This window comes from Burkholderia cepacia complex sp. TUM26381, assembly GCF_057439935.1.
Genome location: NZ_CM172007.1, coordinates 2,337,762 through 2,351,865, shown reverse-complemented (window position 1 = coordinate 2,351,865; position 14,104 = coordinate 2,337,762). Strand labels below are relative to the sequence as shown.

The following is a 14,104-nucleotide window of genomic DNA, read 5'->3' as shown; positions in this document are numbered from 1 at the left end:
CGGCCCGGCTCGGGTCGCGCCCCGTTTTTTCCGGAGAATTGACTAATGGGCAAACAAGCAATCGGTGTGATCGGGCTCGCGGTGATGGGCCGCAATCTCGCACTCAATATCGAGAGCCGCGGTTACGCGGTGTCGGTGTACAACCGCAGCCGCGAGAAAACCGACGAACTGATCGCCGAATTCCCCGGCCGCAACCTGGTGCCGACCTACACGCTCGAGGCGTTCGTCGCGTCGCTCGAAACGCCGCGCCGGATCCTGATGATGGTGAAGGCCGGTGAAGCGACCGATGCGACGATCGCATCGCTCAAGCCGCTGCTCGAGAAGGGCGACGTACTGATCGACGGCGGCAATACGCATTTCACCGACACGATCCGCCGCAACCAGGAACTCGCGCAATCGGGCCTGCATTTCATCGGCACCGGCGTGTCGGGCGGCGAAGAGGGCGCGCTGCGCGGCCCGTCGATCATGCCCGGCGGCCAGCGCGACGCGTACGACCTCGTCGAGCCGATCCTCAAGCAGATCGCCGCGAAGGCGCCGTCGGACGGCGAGCCGTGCGTCGCATACATGGGCCCGGACGGTGCGGGCCACTACGTGAAGATGGTCCACAACGGCATCGAATACGGCGACATGCAGTTGATCGCCGAAAGCTACTCGGTGCTGAAGGACGTCGCGGGCCTGACCAACGACGAACTCGGCGCGGTGTACACCGAATGGAACCAGGGCGAGCTCGACAGCTACCTGATCGAGATCACGTCGAAGATCTTCGGCAAGAAGGATGAAGAGACCGGCAAGCATCTCGTCGACGTGATCCTCGATCGCGCCGCGCAGAAGGGCACCGGCAAGTGGACGAGCCAGAACGCGCTGGATCTCGGCGTGCCGCTGCCGCTCATCACCGAGTCGGTGTTCGCGCGCGTGCTGTCGTCGCTGAAGACCGAGCGCGTCGCGGCCAGCAAGATCCTGTCGGGCCCGGCCGCTGCGCCGTTCGACGGCGATCGCGCCGCGTTCGTCGAAGCGGTGCGCCGCGCGCTGTACCTGAGCAAGGTGATCTCGTACGCGCAGGGCTTCGCGCAACTGCGCACGGCGTCGGAAGAGTACGGCTGGAACCTCGATCTCGGGACGATCGCGAAGATCTTCCGCGCGGGCTGCATCATCCGCGCGCGCTTCCTGCAGAAGATCACGGACGCCTATGCAAAGGATCCGGCGCTCGCGAACCTGCTGCTCGACCCGTACTTCAAGGACATCGCCGCGAACTACCAGACGGCGCTGCGGGATGTCGTGGTCGCCGCGGTGAAGGCCGGCGTGCCGGTACCGGCGTTTGCGTCGGCAGTCGCGTACTTCGACAGCTACCGTTCCGAACGCCTGCCGGCGAACCTGGTGCAGGCGCAGCGCGACTTCTTCGGCGCGCACACGTTCGAGCGCACCGACAAGCCGGGCAGCTTCCACGCGAACTGGTCGTAACCGGCTCGTGGGGACAGCATTGTTGCGAAAATCTATTCTATGAATAGGGTTTCTCTATCCCGGATGCCGACATTGTTGGCTCCGGGGAAACAGTGTTTTCGTTCTTTCATGGTTTTCCCTAGGTGCTGCCGGGACTAAACTCTGTTCCATCGCTGCAGACATGGTGTGTGCGGCGGAGCAAAAAAATCCCGGAGGTAATCATGAAATCGCTGATCGCAACGTTCGCTGCAGCTGCTGTCCTCGCCGTTCCCGCCGTCTCGTTCGCCCAACAGAATGCGCCCGTCACCCGTGCACAGGTGAAGGCCGATCTCGTCGCCGTCCAGCAAGCCGGCTACAAGCTGGGCAGCGACCGCACGAACTACCCGGAAGGCATCCAGGCTGCTGAAGCGCGCCTGAACCCGCAACAAAACGTCGCCGCCGCCGACACGACCGGCTACGGCGCGCAACCGGCCGGTGCGCAAGAATCGGGCGCCCCGGCTGCTGCAAAGACCGGCTGGCAAGTCAAGCGTATCGCTGACGGCGCACCGGTCTACAAGGGTCGTTAATGATGCGGCCGCTCTGGCGGCCGGATCCGACCCCCGTAGTACAAACAGCCCGTCGTTCCGCATAGCGGAACGACGGGCTGTTTTCATGGGTGGCGCGCAACGCGCCGGCGCTCAGTGCAGCGAGCGTTTGCCGCGCCCGATATCGCGGAACAGCGCTTCGGCCGGTTCCAGCACCTGCAGCCACGTTTCGTCGTACCCGCTCAGCGTGTCGAGCGCATCGCGCAGCCGTTCGATCGCGAGGACCGGCAGCTCGACGCTGTGCCGCGTGGCGCCGGTCAGGTGCGTGACGCTCGCCAGCTGGACCAGCGCGTCCGCAGCTTCGGCGACGTCGGTCGCGAACAGCAAGTGCCGGTTGAGCAATTCGACCAGGCTGCTGGAACCGGCGAAATCGTCGGCGTCGAGCTGCACGGAGAGAAACGTCGCATTATTCATTGTCATGCTCCTCGTTGTCGTTGGCTTGTACGCTGCATCACCGAGTATAGGCGGCGATCGGAGCGGAGAATATGACGGGGCCGATACGGCGCGCGACGGCGGCCGGGCCGGCGAAAAAGCCGGCGGAAGCCCGCCGGGCGGCCCGCACGGCGGGCTGCGCAGCTTGCCCGCACCCCGGTGCGACGCCGCAAGATTGTTGCCGGATCGGGCAACTGTCGCGGCCTTGACCGCGACAAATGGTATCTTTGCCGATCGGGACGACGCGAAAAAGGGGCCGGTGAGCTCATTCGCGCTGACGTTCCGCTGTGGAAACTGACGGCCGCGAGAGCGGTCGGATACTGGTTGATCCGGCCGTTCGGCCGGACATCGTGCGTCGCGCGCCGGGGGGCGGTGGGCGGCGCAACGACGCAAATCCGGGAGGACCCTTGAGAGAAACTATTCCCATCCACGATGCGCTGACGCGCTGGCTGCCGCAGGCAGCGCTCGTTGCCGCGGCCATCGCGCTGACGGGCTGCACGATGACGCCGTGGACCGACAGCTGGCAGCCGGCACGCCAGTCGACCCCCACGTCGGTTGCGACGCCGGGCGTGATTGCCGGCTATTACCGCGTGAACCCGGGCGATACGCTGGCAGGCGTCGCGAACGCTTACGGGCAGCGCGTGCAGGACGTAGCCAGCTGGAACCACATGGCGCCTACCGACGCCGTGTCGCCCGGCCAGGTGCTGCGCGTCGCGCCGCCGCAGGCTGCGACCTCGCCCGGGCAGCCGCTGGCGGCGGCCCAGCCGGGCTCGCTCGCATGGCCGGCCACGGGTGTTGTCGCGACACCGTTCTCGGCCGGCAAGACGCGCGGCGTCGTGATCGCCGCCTCCGGGCCCGACCATTCGGTGCGGGCCGCTGCAAACGGGCGGGTGGTCTACGCCGGGTCCGGCGTCAAGGCTTACGGTCCGCTCGTGATCCTGAAGCACGACAACGGGCTCATCACGGCCTACGGGCACAACGGCAAGCTGCTCGTCAACGAAGGCGATGCGGTGCGCCAGGGCCAGCCGGTCGCCGAAATGGGCACCGACGCGAACGGTCGTTCGACGTTCGAGTTCGAAGTCCGCCAGAACGGCAAGGTCGTCGACCCGATGAACTTCCTGCCGCGCAACGGCGGCTGACGGCCTGCAGTATCCCGTGTGCGCCGGGCGGCGCACACGTTCTCGCTTTCATCCCTCCTTGAGTGTCGCGGTACCGGACTGTCTCGCGTGATTGCCGAGCCAGCGGATGCCCAATGCGAGCGCCGCCGCGCCGAGCGCGATCAGCGAACACTGGATCGCGACCGGCAGGTAGCCGTGTGGGCGCGGATCGACGAACGGGTAGGGATACCAGTTCTCCAGCGCGCCGCGCACGAGCGTATAGCCGAGATAGACGACCGGAAAACCGAGCCACACGAACGCGCTGCTTCGCGCGATCGGCCTGCGCGGCTCGACGTAGAGCCAGTCGCACAGCATCACGAGCGGCACGATCCGGTGCAGCACCCAGTTGTTGAACGCCGGCGTGACATGGCGCAGCGCATCGAGCCGCGCCAGCAGGAGTTCGTAGACGATCGCGGTGATCAGCACGTACAGCACGGCGGCGCCGCGCATCGATTCGTAGCGGGCCGAGCCGGGGCGCGCGATGCGCCAGAGCCCCGCAGCCAGCATCGCGGCCGCGTAGAGGCTGCTCAGTTGCGTGAAGTAGCTGAGATAGTTGCCGAGACGGAAGTCCGGCAGGTGCCAGTAGTCGGCGACGCTGTGCAGCGTGGTGGATACCGCGAGCAACGCGGCGGTCAGCCGGTAGGCCGCAACGAAGAACGCTTTGCTCATGATGCCCGCGCGCCGTCGCACCAAAACTTCATCGTGCCACAGCCGTTTGCGCGCGCGATGCGGACTTTCCATATGCGGGATGTCCACGGTGCGTGTCAACGATTCGTCGGATATTTGACCGTGCCGCGTAAAACCGGACGCCCGTGCGGCTACAATCGTGAAAGCTTTGCCAGGCGCAGGGCCTGGTTGCCATCTGCGCGCCTCCCCGCATACAACACGAGACGAAGCATGAGAAACATCCTCGCGAAACAGACGCGCTACAGCTCGCCCGCGATCTTCTTCCACTGGGCCATTTTCCTGCTGGTGGCGCTGGCCTACCTGGCCATCGAGATCCGCGGACCGAAAGGCAGCGACAGCCGGGTGTTCTGGATGAACGTGCACCTCACCGCGGGCACGTTCGTGCTCGTGCTGTCGGTGCTGCGCGTGTTGTGGCGGGTCGTCAGCCGCGTGCCCGAGGCCATTCCGCAGGCGGCGCTGCTGCGCTGGCTGTCGAAGCTCGCGCATGTCGCGCTCTATGTGTTCATCATCGCGCAGCCGCTGCTCGGCATCATGATGATCAACATGGGCGGCAAGCCGGTGTCGCTCGACTGGCTCGGCGTGTCGTTCACGCTGTTCGGCCCCGACAAGGCGCTGCGGCCGACGATCAAGGAAGCGCACGAGCTGATCGGCAACGCGTTCTACTTCGTGATCGGCCTGCATGCGCTGGCCGCGCTGTATCACCATTTCATCCGGCGCGACGACGTGCTGCGGCGCATGGCGCCGTAATCGCGGGATCCGGAAACGCCCGGCAGGCGGGGGCGCATGGTTGTGCTGACAACCATGCGCCCCCGGTCCGTTTACGGTCTGCCGTGCTGGTCATTGCGCTGAACATTCTGTAACATCTCGGCTGTTTTTACATTCCGCTTACTCGTCGCCGCGCATGCTGCACCGACATCGTCACCTGACTGCCTGGCTTGGCGTGCTCGCGATCTGGATCGCGATCGCGGCGCCGCTGGTGTCGCAGTGGCGCATCGCGCAGGCGGCCACACCCGACGCAACCGTCTGCAGTACAGAGCATGGTGCACATCGGTCGGTCGATGCGGGCAGCATGCACGATCACGCGCTGCATCTCGACGCGTGCGGCTACTGCGGCTTCTTCGCCCATAGCCCCGCGATCGGCGCGCCCGCCGCCGCGTCGTTCGGCTCCATTCCCGTCGTATCCGTTGCCGCCGCCGCGCCGCCTGTCGTCGCAGCGCGCGCCGACCGCTATCCGCGCGCGTATCCACGCGCACCGCCCGAGCGCGCCTGACGCGCTGTTATCCGTTCATACCACCGCCGATATCCGTGCGGCCCGTCGCGGCCGCGTGGAGGGCGTTACTCGGGCTTTCGATCATGACCAATTTCCAGTTGCGTGCGCCGCGGGCGTCACGCAATGCCTGTGCGCGGCGCGTGCCGCGCATGTTGAAACTTACCGTTCCTGCGCTGGCTGCCGGCGCGCTGGCAGCGAGTGCCGCGGCGGCCGAAACGGCGCGCGTGGACGCCACGCCCGTGAACGAGTCGGCCACGCTGCTGCCGCCCGTCGAAGTCGTCGCATCGCCGCTGTCGACGCCGCTCGTCGTCGTCACGGATCCGAAGGCGCCGCGCCAGCCGCTGCCTGCCAGCGACGGCGCGGATTACCTGAAGACGATCCCCGGCTTCACGTCGATCCGTAGCGGCGGCACGAACGGCGACCCCGTGCTGCGCGGGATGTTCGGTTCGCGGCTGAACATCCTGGCGAACGGGATGCCGACGCTCGGCGCGTGTCCGAACCGGATGGATGCGCCGACGTCGTACATCGCGCCGGAAAGCTATGACAAGGTCACCGTCGTGAAGGGGCCGCAGTCCGTGTTGTACGGTCCCGGCGCATCGGCCGGCACCGTGCTGTTCGAGCGCGTGACGCCGCGTTTCGAGCGCCCCGGCATGCGTTTCGACGGCAGCCTGGTCGGCGGGTCGTTCGGCCGCAATGACCAGAACATCGACCTGACGGCCGGCACGCCGGACGTCTATGGCCGCGTGACCGCGAACCACGCGCATTCGCAGGACTACAAGGACGGCAACGGCAACACGGTGCCGTCGCAGTGGGACAAGTGGAACGCTGACGCGGCGCTCGGCTGGACGCCTGACGACCACACGCGCGTCGAGTTGACCGCCGGCACCGGCGACGGCTATGCGCGTTACGCGGGGCGCGGGATGGACGGCGCGCATTTCCGCCGCGAGACGTTCGGGCTGTCGTTCGACAAGCGGCATCTCGGCGACGTGCTCGACCGGATCGAGGCACGCGTGTACTACAACGAAGCCGATCACGTGATGGACAACTACACGTTGCGGCAACCCGACCCGACCAGCAGCATGCCGATGCGAATGGCCGCCGATGTGCGCCGCCGCACGGTCGGCGCGCGTGCGGCCGCGACCTTCCGCTTCGGCGACGACTTCAAGTTTGTCACGGGTGTCGACGCGCAATCGAACCGGCTCGATTCGCGCTCGTCGATGGGGCAGCAGAACTATCGCGACCAGCCGTGGGATGCGCAGGCGACGATGTGGAATGCCGGCGTGTTCGGCGAGCTGACGTGGTACGCGAGCGAAGTGTCGCGCGTGATCGGCGGCGCGCGCATCGACTATGCGAGCGCCCGCGATAAGCGCGCGATGACGAGCGGGATGATGATGAGCAAGCCGAACCCGACCTTCGACGACGATCGTTCGCGCGTGTTGCCGAGCGGCTTCGTGCGCTACGAGCGCGATCTCGCGTCGCTGCCCGTCACGTGGTACGCGGGCATCGGCCACGCGGAGCGCTATCCCGACTACTGGGAGCTGTTCTCCGCGACGCGCGGGCCGGCCGGTTCGGTCAATGCGTTCTCGGCGGTGCAGCCGGAGAAGACCACGCAGCTCGACATCGGCGCGCAGTACAAGAGCGACCGGTTCGATGCCTGGGTGTCGGCGTACGCGGGCTATGTTCAGGACTTCATCCTGTTCAACTACGCGGCCGGCATGATGGGGCCGACCACGCAGGCGACCAACGTCAACGCGCAGATCATGGGGGGCGAAGCCGGCGTGTCGTGGCGGCCGGTTGCGCCGCTGCGCGTCGAGACATCGCTCGCGTACGCGTGGGGGCGCAACGTGGCGAGCGGCGATCCGCTGCCGCAGATGCCGCCGCTCGAGGCGCGCATCGGGCTCGAATACACGCGCGGCGCATGGTCGGCCGGCGGCCTGTGGCGAATCGTTGCGCCGCAGCATCGCTATGCACTGAATGAGGGCAACGTGGTCGGCAAGGACTTCGGCCCGAGCGCCGGTTTCGGCGTGCTGTCGCTGCATACGCAGTACAACGTGAGCAAGACCGTGCAGATCTCGGTCGGTGTCGACAACGTGCTGAACAAGGCCTACACCGAGCATCTGAACCTCGCCGGCAACGCAGGTTTCGGCTATCCGGCGAATGCGCCGGTGATGGAGCCGGGCCGGACCGCCTGGGTGCGCGTGAGCGCGAAGCTGTAGCCCGCAGCGCGTGTGCATTGCAGCATGCGTACGCGCGAACGCGGCCCCGCCCGAACGGGCGGGGCGCGTCAACCGATTAGAGAACCGTATCTAGTCGGGGCGCAAACGTTCGCGACTCGTGCTTCACTCCCGCATTCGACGCACACGGTGCTTGCGACGGTTGCGATGCATTGTGCGTGTCGATCCGGTTTCATTCTCACCGGCAGCACAATAATCAGGAGAACATGCATGGCCAGATCGATGCGTTCCAGGGTGGTGGCAGGGGCAGTAGCATGCGCGATGAGCGTCGCGCCGTTCGCGGGGACGACCGCGCTGATGACGCTCGCAACGACACACGCGGCGATGGCGGCGACCGCGCCCGCCGACAACTACGCGGCGACGCGCTATCCGATCATCCTCGTGCACGGGCTCACGGGCACCGACAAGTACGCCGGCGTGCTCGAGTACTGGTACGGTATCCAGGAGGATCTGCAGCAGCATGGCGCGACCGTCTACGTCGCGAACCTGTCGGGCTTCCAGAGCGACGACGGCCCGAACGGGCGCGGCGAACAGCTGCTCGCCTACGTGAAGACGGTACTCGCCGCGACGGGGGCGACCAAGGTCAATCTCGTCGGTCACAGCCAGGGCGGGCTGACGTCGCGCTATGTCGCGGCCGTCGCGCCCGATCTCGTCGCGTCGGTGACGACGATCGGCACGCCGCATCGCGGCTCCGAGTTCGCGGATTTCGTGCAGAGCGTGCTCGCGTACGATCCGACCGGGCTGTCGTCGACAGTGATCGCGGCGTTCGTCAATGTGTTCGGTATCCTGACGAGCAGCAGTCACAACACGAATCAGGATGCGCTCGCATCGCTGAAGACGCTGACGACTTCGCAGGCGGCGACCTACAACCAGAACTATCCGAGCGCGGGCCTTGGCGCACCGGGCAGTTGCCAGACCGGCGCGCCGACGGAAACGGTCGGCGGCAACACGCATCTGCTGTATTCGTGGGCCGGCACGGCGATCCAGCCGACGCTTTCGCTGTTCGGCGTGACGGGGGCGCAGGACACGAGCACCATTCCGCTCGTCGATCCCGCAAACGCGCTCGACCCGTCGACGCTCGCGCTGTTCGGCACCGGCACGGTGATGATCAACCGTGGCTCGGGCCAGAACGACGGGCTCGTGTCGAAGTGCAGCGCGCTGTACGGCAAGGTGCTGAGCACGAGCTACAAGTGGAACCATATCGACGAGATCAACCAACTGCTCGGCGTGCGCGGCGCGTATGCGGAAGATCCGGTCGCGGTGATCCGCACGCATGCGAACCGGCTGCAGCTCGCGGGCGTGTAATCGATGACGGCACGTGAAGGGCGCGCGCCGCTGGCGCGGCGCGCAGCAATCTATGGTGTCGTGGGGCTGGCGGCGGTCGCCGGCGTCGCGATGTTGAGCGGAGCGGCGTGGCATCGCGGCTCGGGTGCGGCGGGCGATTCGCCGGATGCGGCGGCGGTCGGTGGCGCGACGGCGGCACCGCCGCAGGCCGCCGTGCCGGCGAGTGCGGGCCTGCCGCCTTCGCTGGCCGGTTCCAGCGCGCCGCGGTTGCCGCTCGATGCAGGTGGCCATCTCGCGAAGTCGCGCGCGGTGCGCGATTTCTTCGACTACTGCCTGACCGCGCAGAGCGACCTGAGCGCGGCCGCGCTCGATGCATTTGTTGTGCGCGAGATCGCCGCGCAGCTCGACGGCACGGTCGCGCAGGTCGAGGCGCTCGACGTGTGGCACCGGTATCGCGCGTATCTCGACGCGCTCGCGAAATTGCGCGATGCCGGCGCGGTCGACAAGTCCGACCTCGGTGCATTGCAGCTTGCGCTCGATCAGCGCGCGTCGATCGCGTATCGCACGCTCGGCGACTGGAGTCAGCCGTTCTTCGGTGCGGAGCAGTGGCGGCAGCGTTACGATCTCGCACGCCTGAAGATCGCTCAGGATCGCTCATTGACCGATGCGCAGAAGGCCGAGCGGCTCGCGGCGCTGGAGCAGCAGATGCCGGCCGACGAACGCGCTGCGCAGGCGCGGGTTGAGCGGCAGCGCGCCGCGATCGACCAGATCGCGCAATTGCAGAAGAGCGGCGCGACACCCGATGCGATGCGCGCGCAACTGACGCAGACACTCGGCCCCGAGGCCGCCGCGCGCGTCGCGCAATTGCAGCAGGACGATGCATCGTGGCAGAGCCGTTATGCGGACTACGCGGCGCAGCGTGCGCAGATCGAATCGGCCGGCCTGTCGCCGCAGGATCGCGATGCGCAGATCGCCGCGCTGCGGCAGCGTGTGTTCACGAAGCCCGGCGAAGCCGTGCGCGCGGCTTCGCTCGATCGCGGAGCAGGTGGCTCGCAATGACGCGGGCGTTGCCGCGCGGGGCCGGCCTTATGCCGCGCGCGTGATGTCGCGCGGCAGATGCTGCTCGATGGTATCGCCGAGCGTGTCGAACGCGGGGCCGATGCCTTCGTGCGCGACGCACGCATAGCCGAGCAGCAGGCCCTGCCGCGCGGTGTCGAGGTTGCTGTAGTAGCTGGTGAGCGGGCGCACGATCACGCCCGCGTCGAATGCGCTCTGCGTGACCGCGCGATCGTCGCACGCATCGGGCAGGCCGAGCACGAGATGCAGGCCGGCCTCGTCGCCCATCACGGGCAGCGCATCGCCGAAGCGTGCGCGGATCGCGTCGATCATCAGCTGCCGGCGCTCGCCGTACAGCGTGCGCATCCGCCGGACGTGCGAAGTCAGGTGGCCGTCCATGATGAACTCGGCGAGCACCGCCTGCTGCATCAGCTGGCCTTCGCGGTACAGCTCCGACAACCCGGTGCGGAACGTATCGACCAGATGCTCGGGCACGACCATGTAGCCCATCCGGAGCCCCGGGAACAGCATCTTGCCGAGACTGCCGACGTAGATCACGCGGCCGCCGTCGTCGAGCCCCTGCAGCGACGCGAGCGGGCGGCTGCCGTAGCGGAACTCGCTGTCGTAATCGTCTTCGATGATCCAGCAGCGGTGCTGGCGCGCATATTCGAGCAGCATCCGGCGCCGCGCGAGGCTCATCACCATCCCGAGCGGGTACTGGTGCGATGGCGTGACGAGCACGAGCCGCGGCGGATGCTGCATGTCGTTGGCACGCGGGTCGAGCCCTTCCTGGTCGACCGGTACCGGCGCGAGCGTGAGGCCGGCCGCCTGCAGGACGCTGCGCACGCCCCAGTAGCACGGCTCCTCGACCCACGCGCGATCGCCGATGTCGGACAGCAGCCGCACCGCGAGATCAATTGACTGATGAATGCCCGTCGTGATGATCACCTGGTCCGGCGAGCATGTGACCGAACGCGCGACGCGCAGGTAATCGGCGAGCGCACGCCGCAATGGCCGGTAGCCGCCGCCCGGCGCATAGGTCAGCAACTCGGGGTTTGCTTCCTTCCACAGCCGCGCCTGCAGGCGGCTCCACGTGCGGCTCGGGAATTCCGACACGTCCGGCACGCCCGGCATGAACGCGCCCCACTGGCGTCGCGACACCCCCGCATGTTCGATCAGTTGCCGGCCGCGCGTCGACAGGCTGCCTTGCGCGTCCGGCAGCGGCAGATCGCCGGCGGCTGACGGCGCCGCCGCCGTGCCCGGCACGTGGATCGCCGCGGCGTCCGGCCGCGTGTCGGCCACGTAGGTGCCGCTGCCGGTCGTCGTCAGCACGTAGCCTTCGGCCGTCAGCTGGTCGTACACGTGCAGCACGGTATTCCGCGCGATCGACAGGTCGCCCGCGAGCGTGCGCGAGCTCGGCAGTTTCGTCCCTGGCCCCAATTCCCCGGTCAGGATGGCCTGCTGCATCAGTTGCAGCAACTGCCGGTACATCGGCTCCGGCGAGCTGCGGTCGAGGCGGGCGGAGAGCCAGTCGGCGACGATCACGGTATCCAAAGTGGTCCTACTTGGAATATTGAAATGGTTCCCTATTGTAGAACCGTGCGCGCCGTATAGTGGCTCGCATCTCAAAATCAATTGTCGCGAAGCAAGGGGACAGCCACGATGAAGTCCGATGATGTGATCGTCAGCTTTCGCGGCGTGCGGAAGACCTACGACGGCGAAACGCTGGTCGTCAAATCGCTCGACCTCGACATCCACCGAGGGGAATTCCTGACGCTGCTCGGGCCGTCCGGCTCGGGCAAGACCACCTGCCTGATGATGCTCGCCGGCTTCGAATTCCCGACCGGCGGCGAGATCCGCCTCGACGGCGAGCTGCTGAACAACGTGCCGCCGCACAAGCGCAACATCGGCATGGTGTTCCAGAACTACGCGCTGTTCCCGCACCTGACGGTCGAACAGAACGTCGCGTATCCGCTGACCGTGCGCAAGCTGCCGGCCGGCGAGCGTGCGGACCGCGTCGCGCATGCGCTGAAGATGGTGCAGATGGAGCGTTTCGCGAAACGCTATCCGGCGCAGTTGTCGGGCGGCCAGCAGCAGCGCATTGCCCTGGCGCGCGCACTCGTGTTCGAGCCGAAGCTGGTGCTGATGGACGAGCCGCTCGGCGCGCTCGACAAACAGTTGCGCGAACACATGCAGTACGAACTGAAGGCGCTGCACGAAAAGCTCGGCGTGACCTTCGTCTACGTGACGCACGACCAGGGCGAGGCGCTGACGATGTCGGACCGCGTCGCCGTGTTCGACAAGGGCATCGTGCAGCAGCTCGACACCGTCGATCGCCTGTACGAATCGCCATGCAACGAATTCGTCGCGAACTTTATCGGCGACAGCAACCGGCTGCGCGGCACCATCGCGCGCGTCGACGGCGATTTCTGCGAGTTCCGGCTCGACGACGGCACGAAGCTCGTCGGCCGCCATATTGGCGAAGCCGCCGAGGGCGCAGCGGCCGTCGCGTGCATCCGCCCCGAACGCATGAGCCTCGCTGTCAACGGCCACGCGAACGGCGCCGCCAACCGCCTGAGCGGCGAAGCACGCAGCCTCATCTATTTCGGCGATCACGTGCGCATGCGCTGCGCGCTGCCCGGCCAGGACGAATGCTTCGTGAAGGTGCCGCTCGGCACCGGTGCGCTCGACGCGTTCTCGCCCGGCGCACCCGTTTCGCTCGCATTCGCACCCGAACACCTGCGCGTGTTCGCGTAACCCCGGTTTCCCTGCTTTTCCGCCGCACGTCGTCAACAACAAAGCCCACTTCCACCACGAGAGGAGAGGAACCATCATGAAACGAGCAAGCTTTAACGCGCGCCGCACGGCACTCGCACTGGCGCTGATCGCGTTCGGTGCATCGGCATCGGCTGCGGAACTCACGGTCGTCAACTTCGGCGGCGCGAACGGCGACGCGCAGAAGGTCGCGTTCAACCAGCCGTTCGAGAAGGCGACCGGCAACAAGGTCACCGCCGTCGAGTACAACGGCGAGCAGGCGAAGGTGAAGGCGATGGTCGAGGCGAAGCACGTCAACTGGGACGTGGTCGAAGTCGAATCGGGCGACCTGAACCGCGGCTGCGACGAAGGGCTCTACGAGAAGCTCGACTGGTCGAAGATCGCGAAGAAGTCGGACCTGATTCCGGAATCGCCGCAAGTGTGCGGCGTGGGCTTCTTCGTGTGGTCGACGGCGCTGTCGTACAACGCGGACAAGCTGAAGTCGGCGCCGACCGGCTGGGCCGATTTCTGGAACGTGAAGAAATTCCCCGGCAAGCGCGGGATGCGCAAGGGCGCACGCTATAACCTCGAGTTCGCGCTGATGGCCGACGGCGTCGCGACGAAGGACGTCTACAAGGTGCTCGGCACGAAGGCGGGCCAGGACCGCGCGTTCAAGAAGCTCGACGAGCTGAAGCCGTACATCCAGTGGTGGGAAGCGGGCGCACAGCCGCCGCAGTTCCTCGTCGCCGGCGACGTCGTGATGTCGACCGCGTACAACGGCCGCATCGATGCCGCGCAGAAGGAAGGCAAGAACCTCAAGGTCGTGTGGAACGGCAGCATCTACGACCTCGACTACTGGGCGATTCCGAAGGGCTCACCGAACAAGGCGCTGGCCGAGCAGTACATCGCGTATTCGCTGACGCCGAAGCCGCAGCAGGCGTATGCGCAGCACATCGCGTACGGCCCGTCGAACATCGCGGCGATCAAGTCGCTCGACGCGAAGACGCTCGCGAACCTGCCGAACTCGCCGGCCAACGGCAAGAACGCGGTGCTGGAGGACATCGGTTTCTGGACCGATCACAGCGACGAGCTCGAGCAGCGCTTCGCCGCATGGGCAACGAAGTAACCGGTCAGGCATCCTGACAGGTGCCCTGATGCAACCGGCCGCGCGACGCGTCGAACGCGTCGCGCGGCATTCCGCCGGCGCGT

13 protein-coding genes are annotated in these 14,104 nt (G+C 66.8%); 10 read left to right on the top strand and 3 right to left on the bottom strand.

All coding sequences use genetic code 11. From position 1 onward, the window contains the following. The first annotated feature begins 45 nt into the window (after nucleotides 1–45). Complete coding sequence (gene gndA, locus ACWMMN_RS27205; RefSeq protein WP_059237279.1) at nucleotides 46–1,458, top strand: NADP-dependent phosphogluconate dehydrogenase; 1,413 nt, start codon at nucleotides 46–48, stop codon at nucleotides 1,456–1,458. Between the two features lie 200 nt (nucleotides 1,459–1,658). Then, a complete protein-coding gene (locus ACWMMN_RS27200; protein ID WP_174992744.1) occupies nucleotides 1,659–2,003 on the top strand; it encodes a DUF4148 domain-containing protein in 345 nt (114 codons plus the stop codon). Between the two features lie 111 nt (nucleotides 2,004–2,114). Here ACWMMN_RS27200 and ACWMMN_RS27195 read toward each other — a convergent pair whose 3' ends face one another. Beyond that, nucleotides 2,115–2,435 (bottom strand): hypothetical protein, encoded by a 321-nt coding sequence (locus ACWMMN_RS27195; RefSeq protein WP_059237277.1) that lies wholly within the window; start codon nucleotides 2,433–2,435, stop codon nucleotides 2,115–2,117. A 425-nt stretch (nucleotides 2,436–2,860) separates the two neighbouring features. Here ACWMMN_RS27195 and ACWMMN_RS27190 point away from each other — a divergent pair, with 425 nt between their 5' ends. Next, complete coding sequence (locus tag ACWMMN_RS27190) at nucleotides 2,861–3,592, top strand: peptidoglycan DD-metalloendopeptidase family protein (protein WP_059237276.1); 732 nt, start codon at nucleotides 2,861–2,863, stop codon at nucleotides 3,590–3,592. 48 nt (nucleotides 3,593–3,640) lie between these two features. On the opposite strand, the gene ACWMMN_RS27185 is transcribed toward ACWMMN_RS27190, so the two are convergent. Then, nucleotides 3,641–4,279, bottom strand: a complete 639-nt coding sequence (locus ACWMMN_RS27185) for a Pr6Pr family membrane protein (RefSeq protein WP_059240766.1) — start codon at nucleotides 4,277–4,279, stop codon at nucleotides 3,641–3,643. Between the two features lie 228 nt (nucleotides 4,280–4,507). Here ACWMMN_RS27185 and ACWMMN_RS27180 point away from each other — a divergent pair, with 228 nt between their 5' ends. From ACWMMN_RS27180 to ACWMMN_RS27160, 5 genes are all read left to right on the top strand, one after another. Next, nucleotides 4,508–5,044: a cytochrome b gene (locus ACWMMN_RS27180; RefSeq protein ID WP_256086600.1), complete on the top strand. Its 537-nt coding sequence runs from the start codon at nucleotides 4,508–4,510 to the stop codon at nucleotides 5,042–5,044. 154 nt (nucleotides 5,045–5,198) lie between these two features. Continuing rightward, nucleotides 5,199–5,567, top strand: a complete 369-nt coding sequence (locus ACWMMN_RS27175; RefSeq protein WP_174992742.1) for a DUF2946 domain-containing protein — start codon at nucleotides 5,199–5,201, stop codon at nucleotides 5,565–5,567. Nucleotides 5,568–5,650: 83 nt separating this feature from the next. Further along, the gene (locus ACWMMN_RS27170; protein ID WP_174992741.1) at nucleotides 5,651–7,783 is read left to right on the top strand and encodes a TonB-dependent copper receptor; all 2,133 of its coding nucleotides are present in this window, start codon (nucleotides 5,651–5,653) and stop codon (nucleotides 7,781–7,783) included. Nucleotides 7,784–8,011: 228 nt separating this feature from the next. Beyond that, nucleotides 8,012–9,106, top strand: coding sequence for an alpha/beta fold hydrolase (locus tag ACWMMN_RS27165; protein ID WP_486423379.1), 1,095 nt, complete (start codon nucleotides 8,012–8,014; stop codon nucleotides 9,104–9,106). Nucleotides 9,107–9,109: 3 nt separating this feature from the next. Further along, nucleotides 9,110–10,144 (top strand): lipase secretion chaperone, encoded by a 1,035-nt coding sequence (locus tag ACWMMN_RS27160; RefSeq protein WP_486423378.1) that lies wholly within the window; start codon nucleotides 9,110–9,112, stop codon nucleotides 10,142–10,144. A 27-nt stretch (nucleotides 10,145–10,171) separates the two neighbouring features. Here the strand turns inward: ACWMMN_RS27160 and pdxR are convergent, their stop codons facing one another. Then, entirely contained in the window at nucleotides 10,172–11,695 is a 1,524-nt protein-coding gene (gene pdxR / locus ACWMMN_RS27155) for a MocR-like pyridoxine biosynthesis transcription factor PdxR (RefSeq protein WP_486423377.1), read from the bottom strand. 108 nt (nucleotides 11,696–11,803) lie between these two features. Here pdxR and ACWMMN_RS27150 point away from each other — a divergent pair, with 108 nt between their 5' ends. Beyond that, complete coding sequence (locus ACWMMN_RS27150; protein WP_059237269.1) at nucleotides 11,804–12,898, top strand: ABC transporter ATP-binding protein; 1,095 nt, start codon at nucleotides 11,804–11,806, stop codon at nucleotides 12,896–12,898. Between the two features lie 76 nt (nucleotides 12,899–12,974). After that, complete coding sequence (locus tag ACWMMN_RS27145; protein ID WP_059237268.1) at nucleotides 12,975–14,021, top strand: ABC transporter substrate-binding protein; 1,047 nt, start codon at nucleotides 12,975–12,977, stop codon at nucleotides 14,019–14,021. Nucleotides 14,022–14,104: the final 83 nt, after the last annotated feature.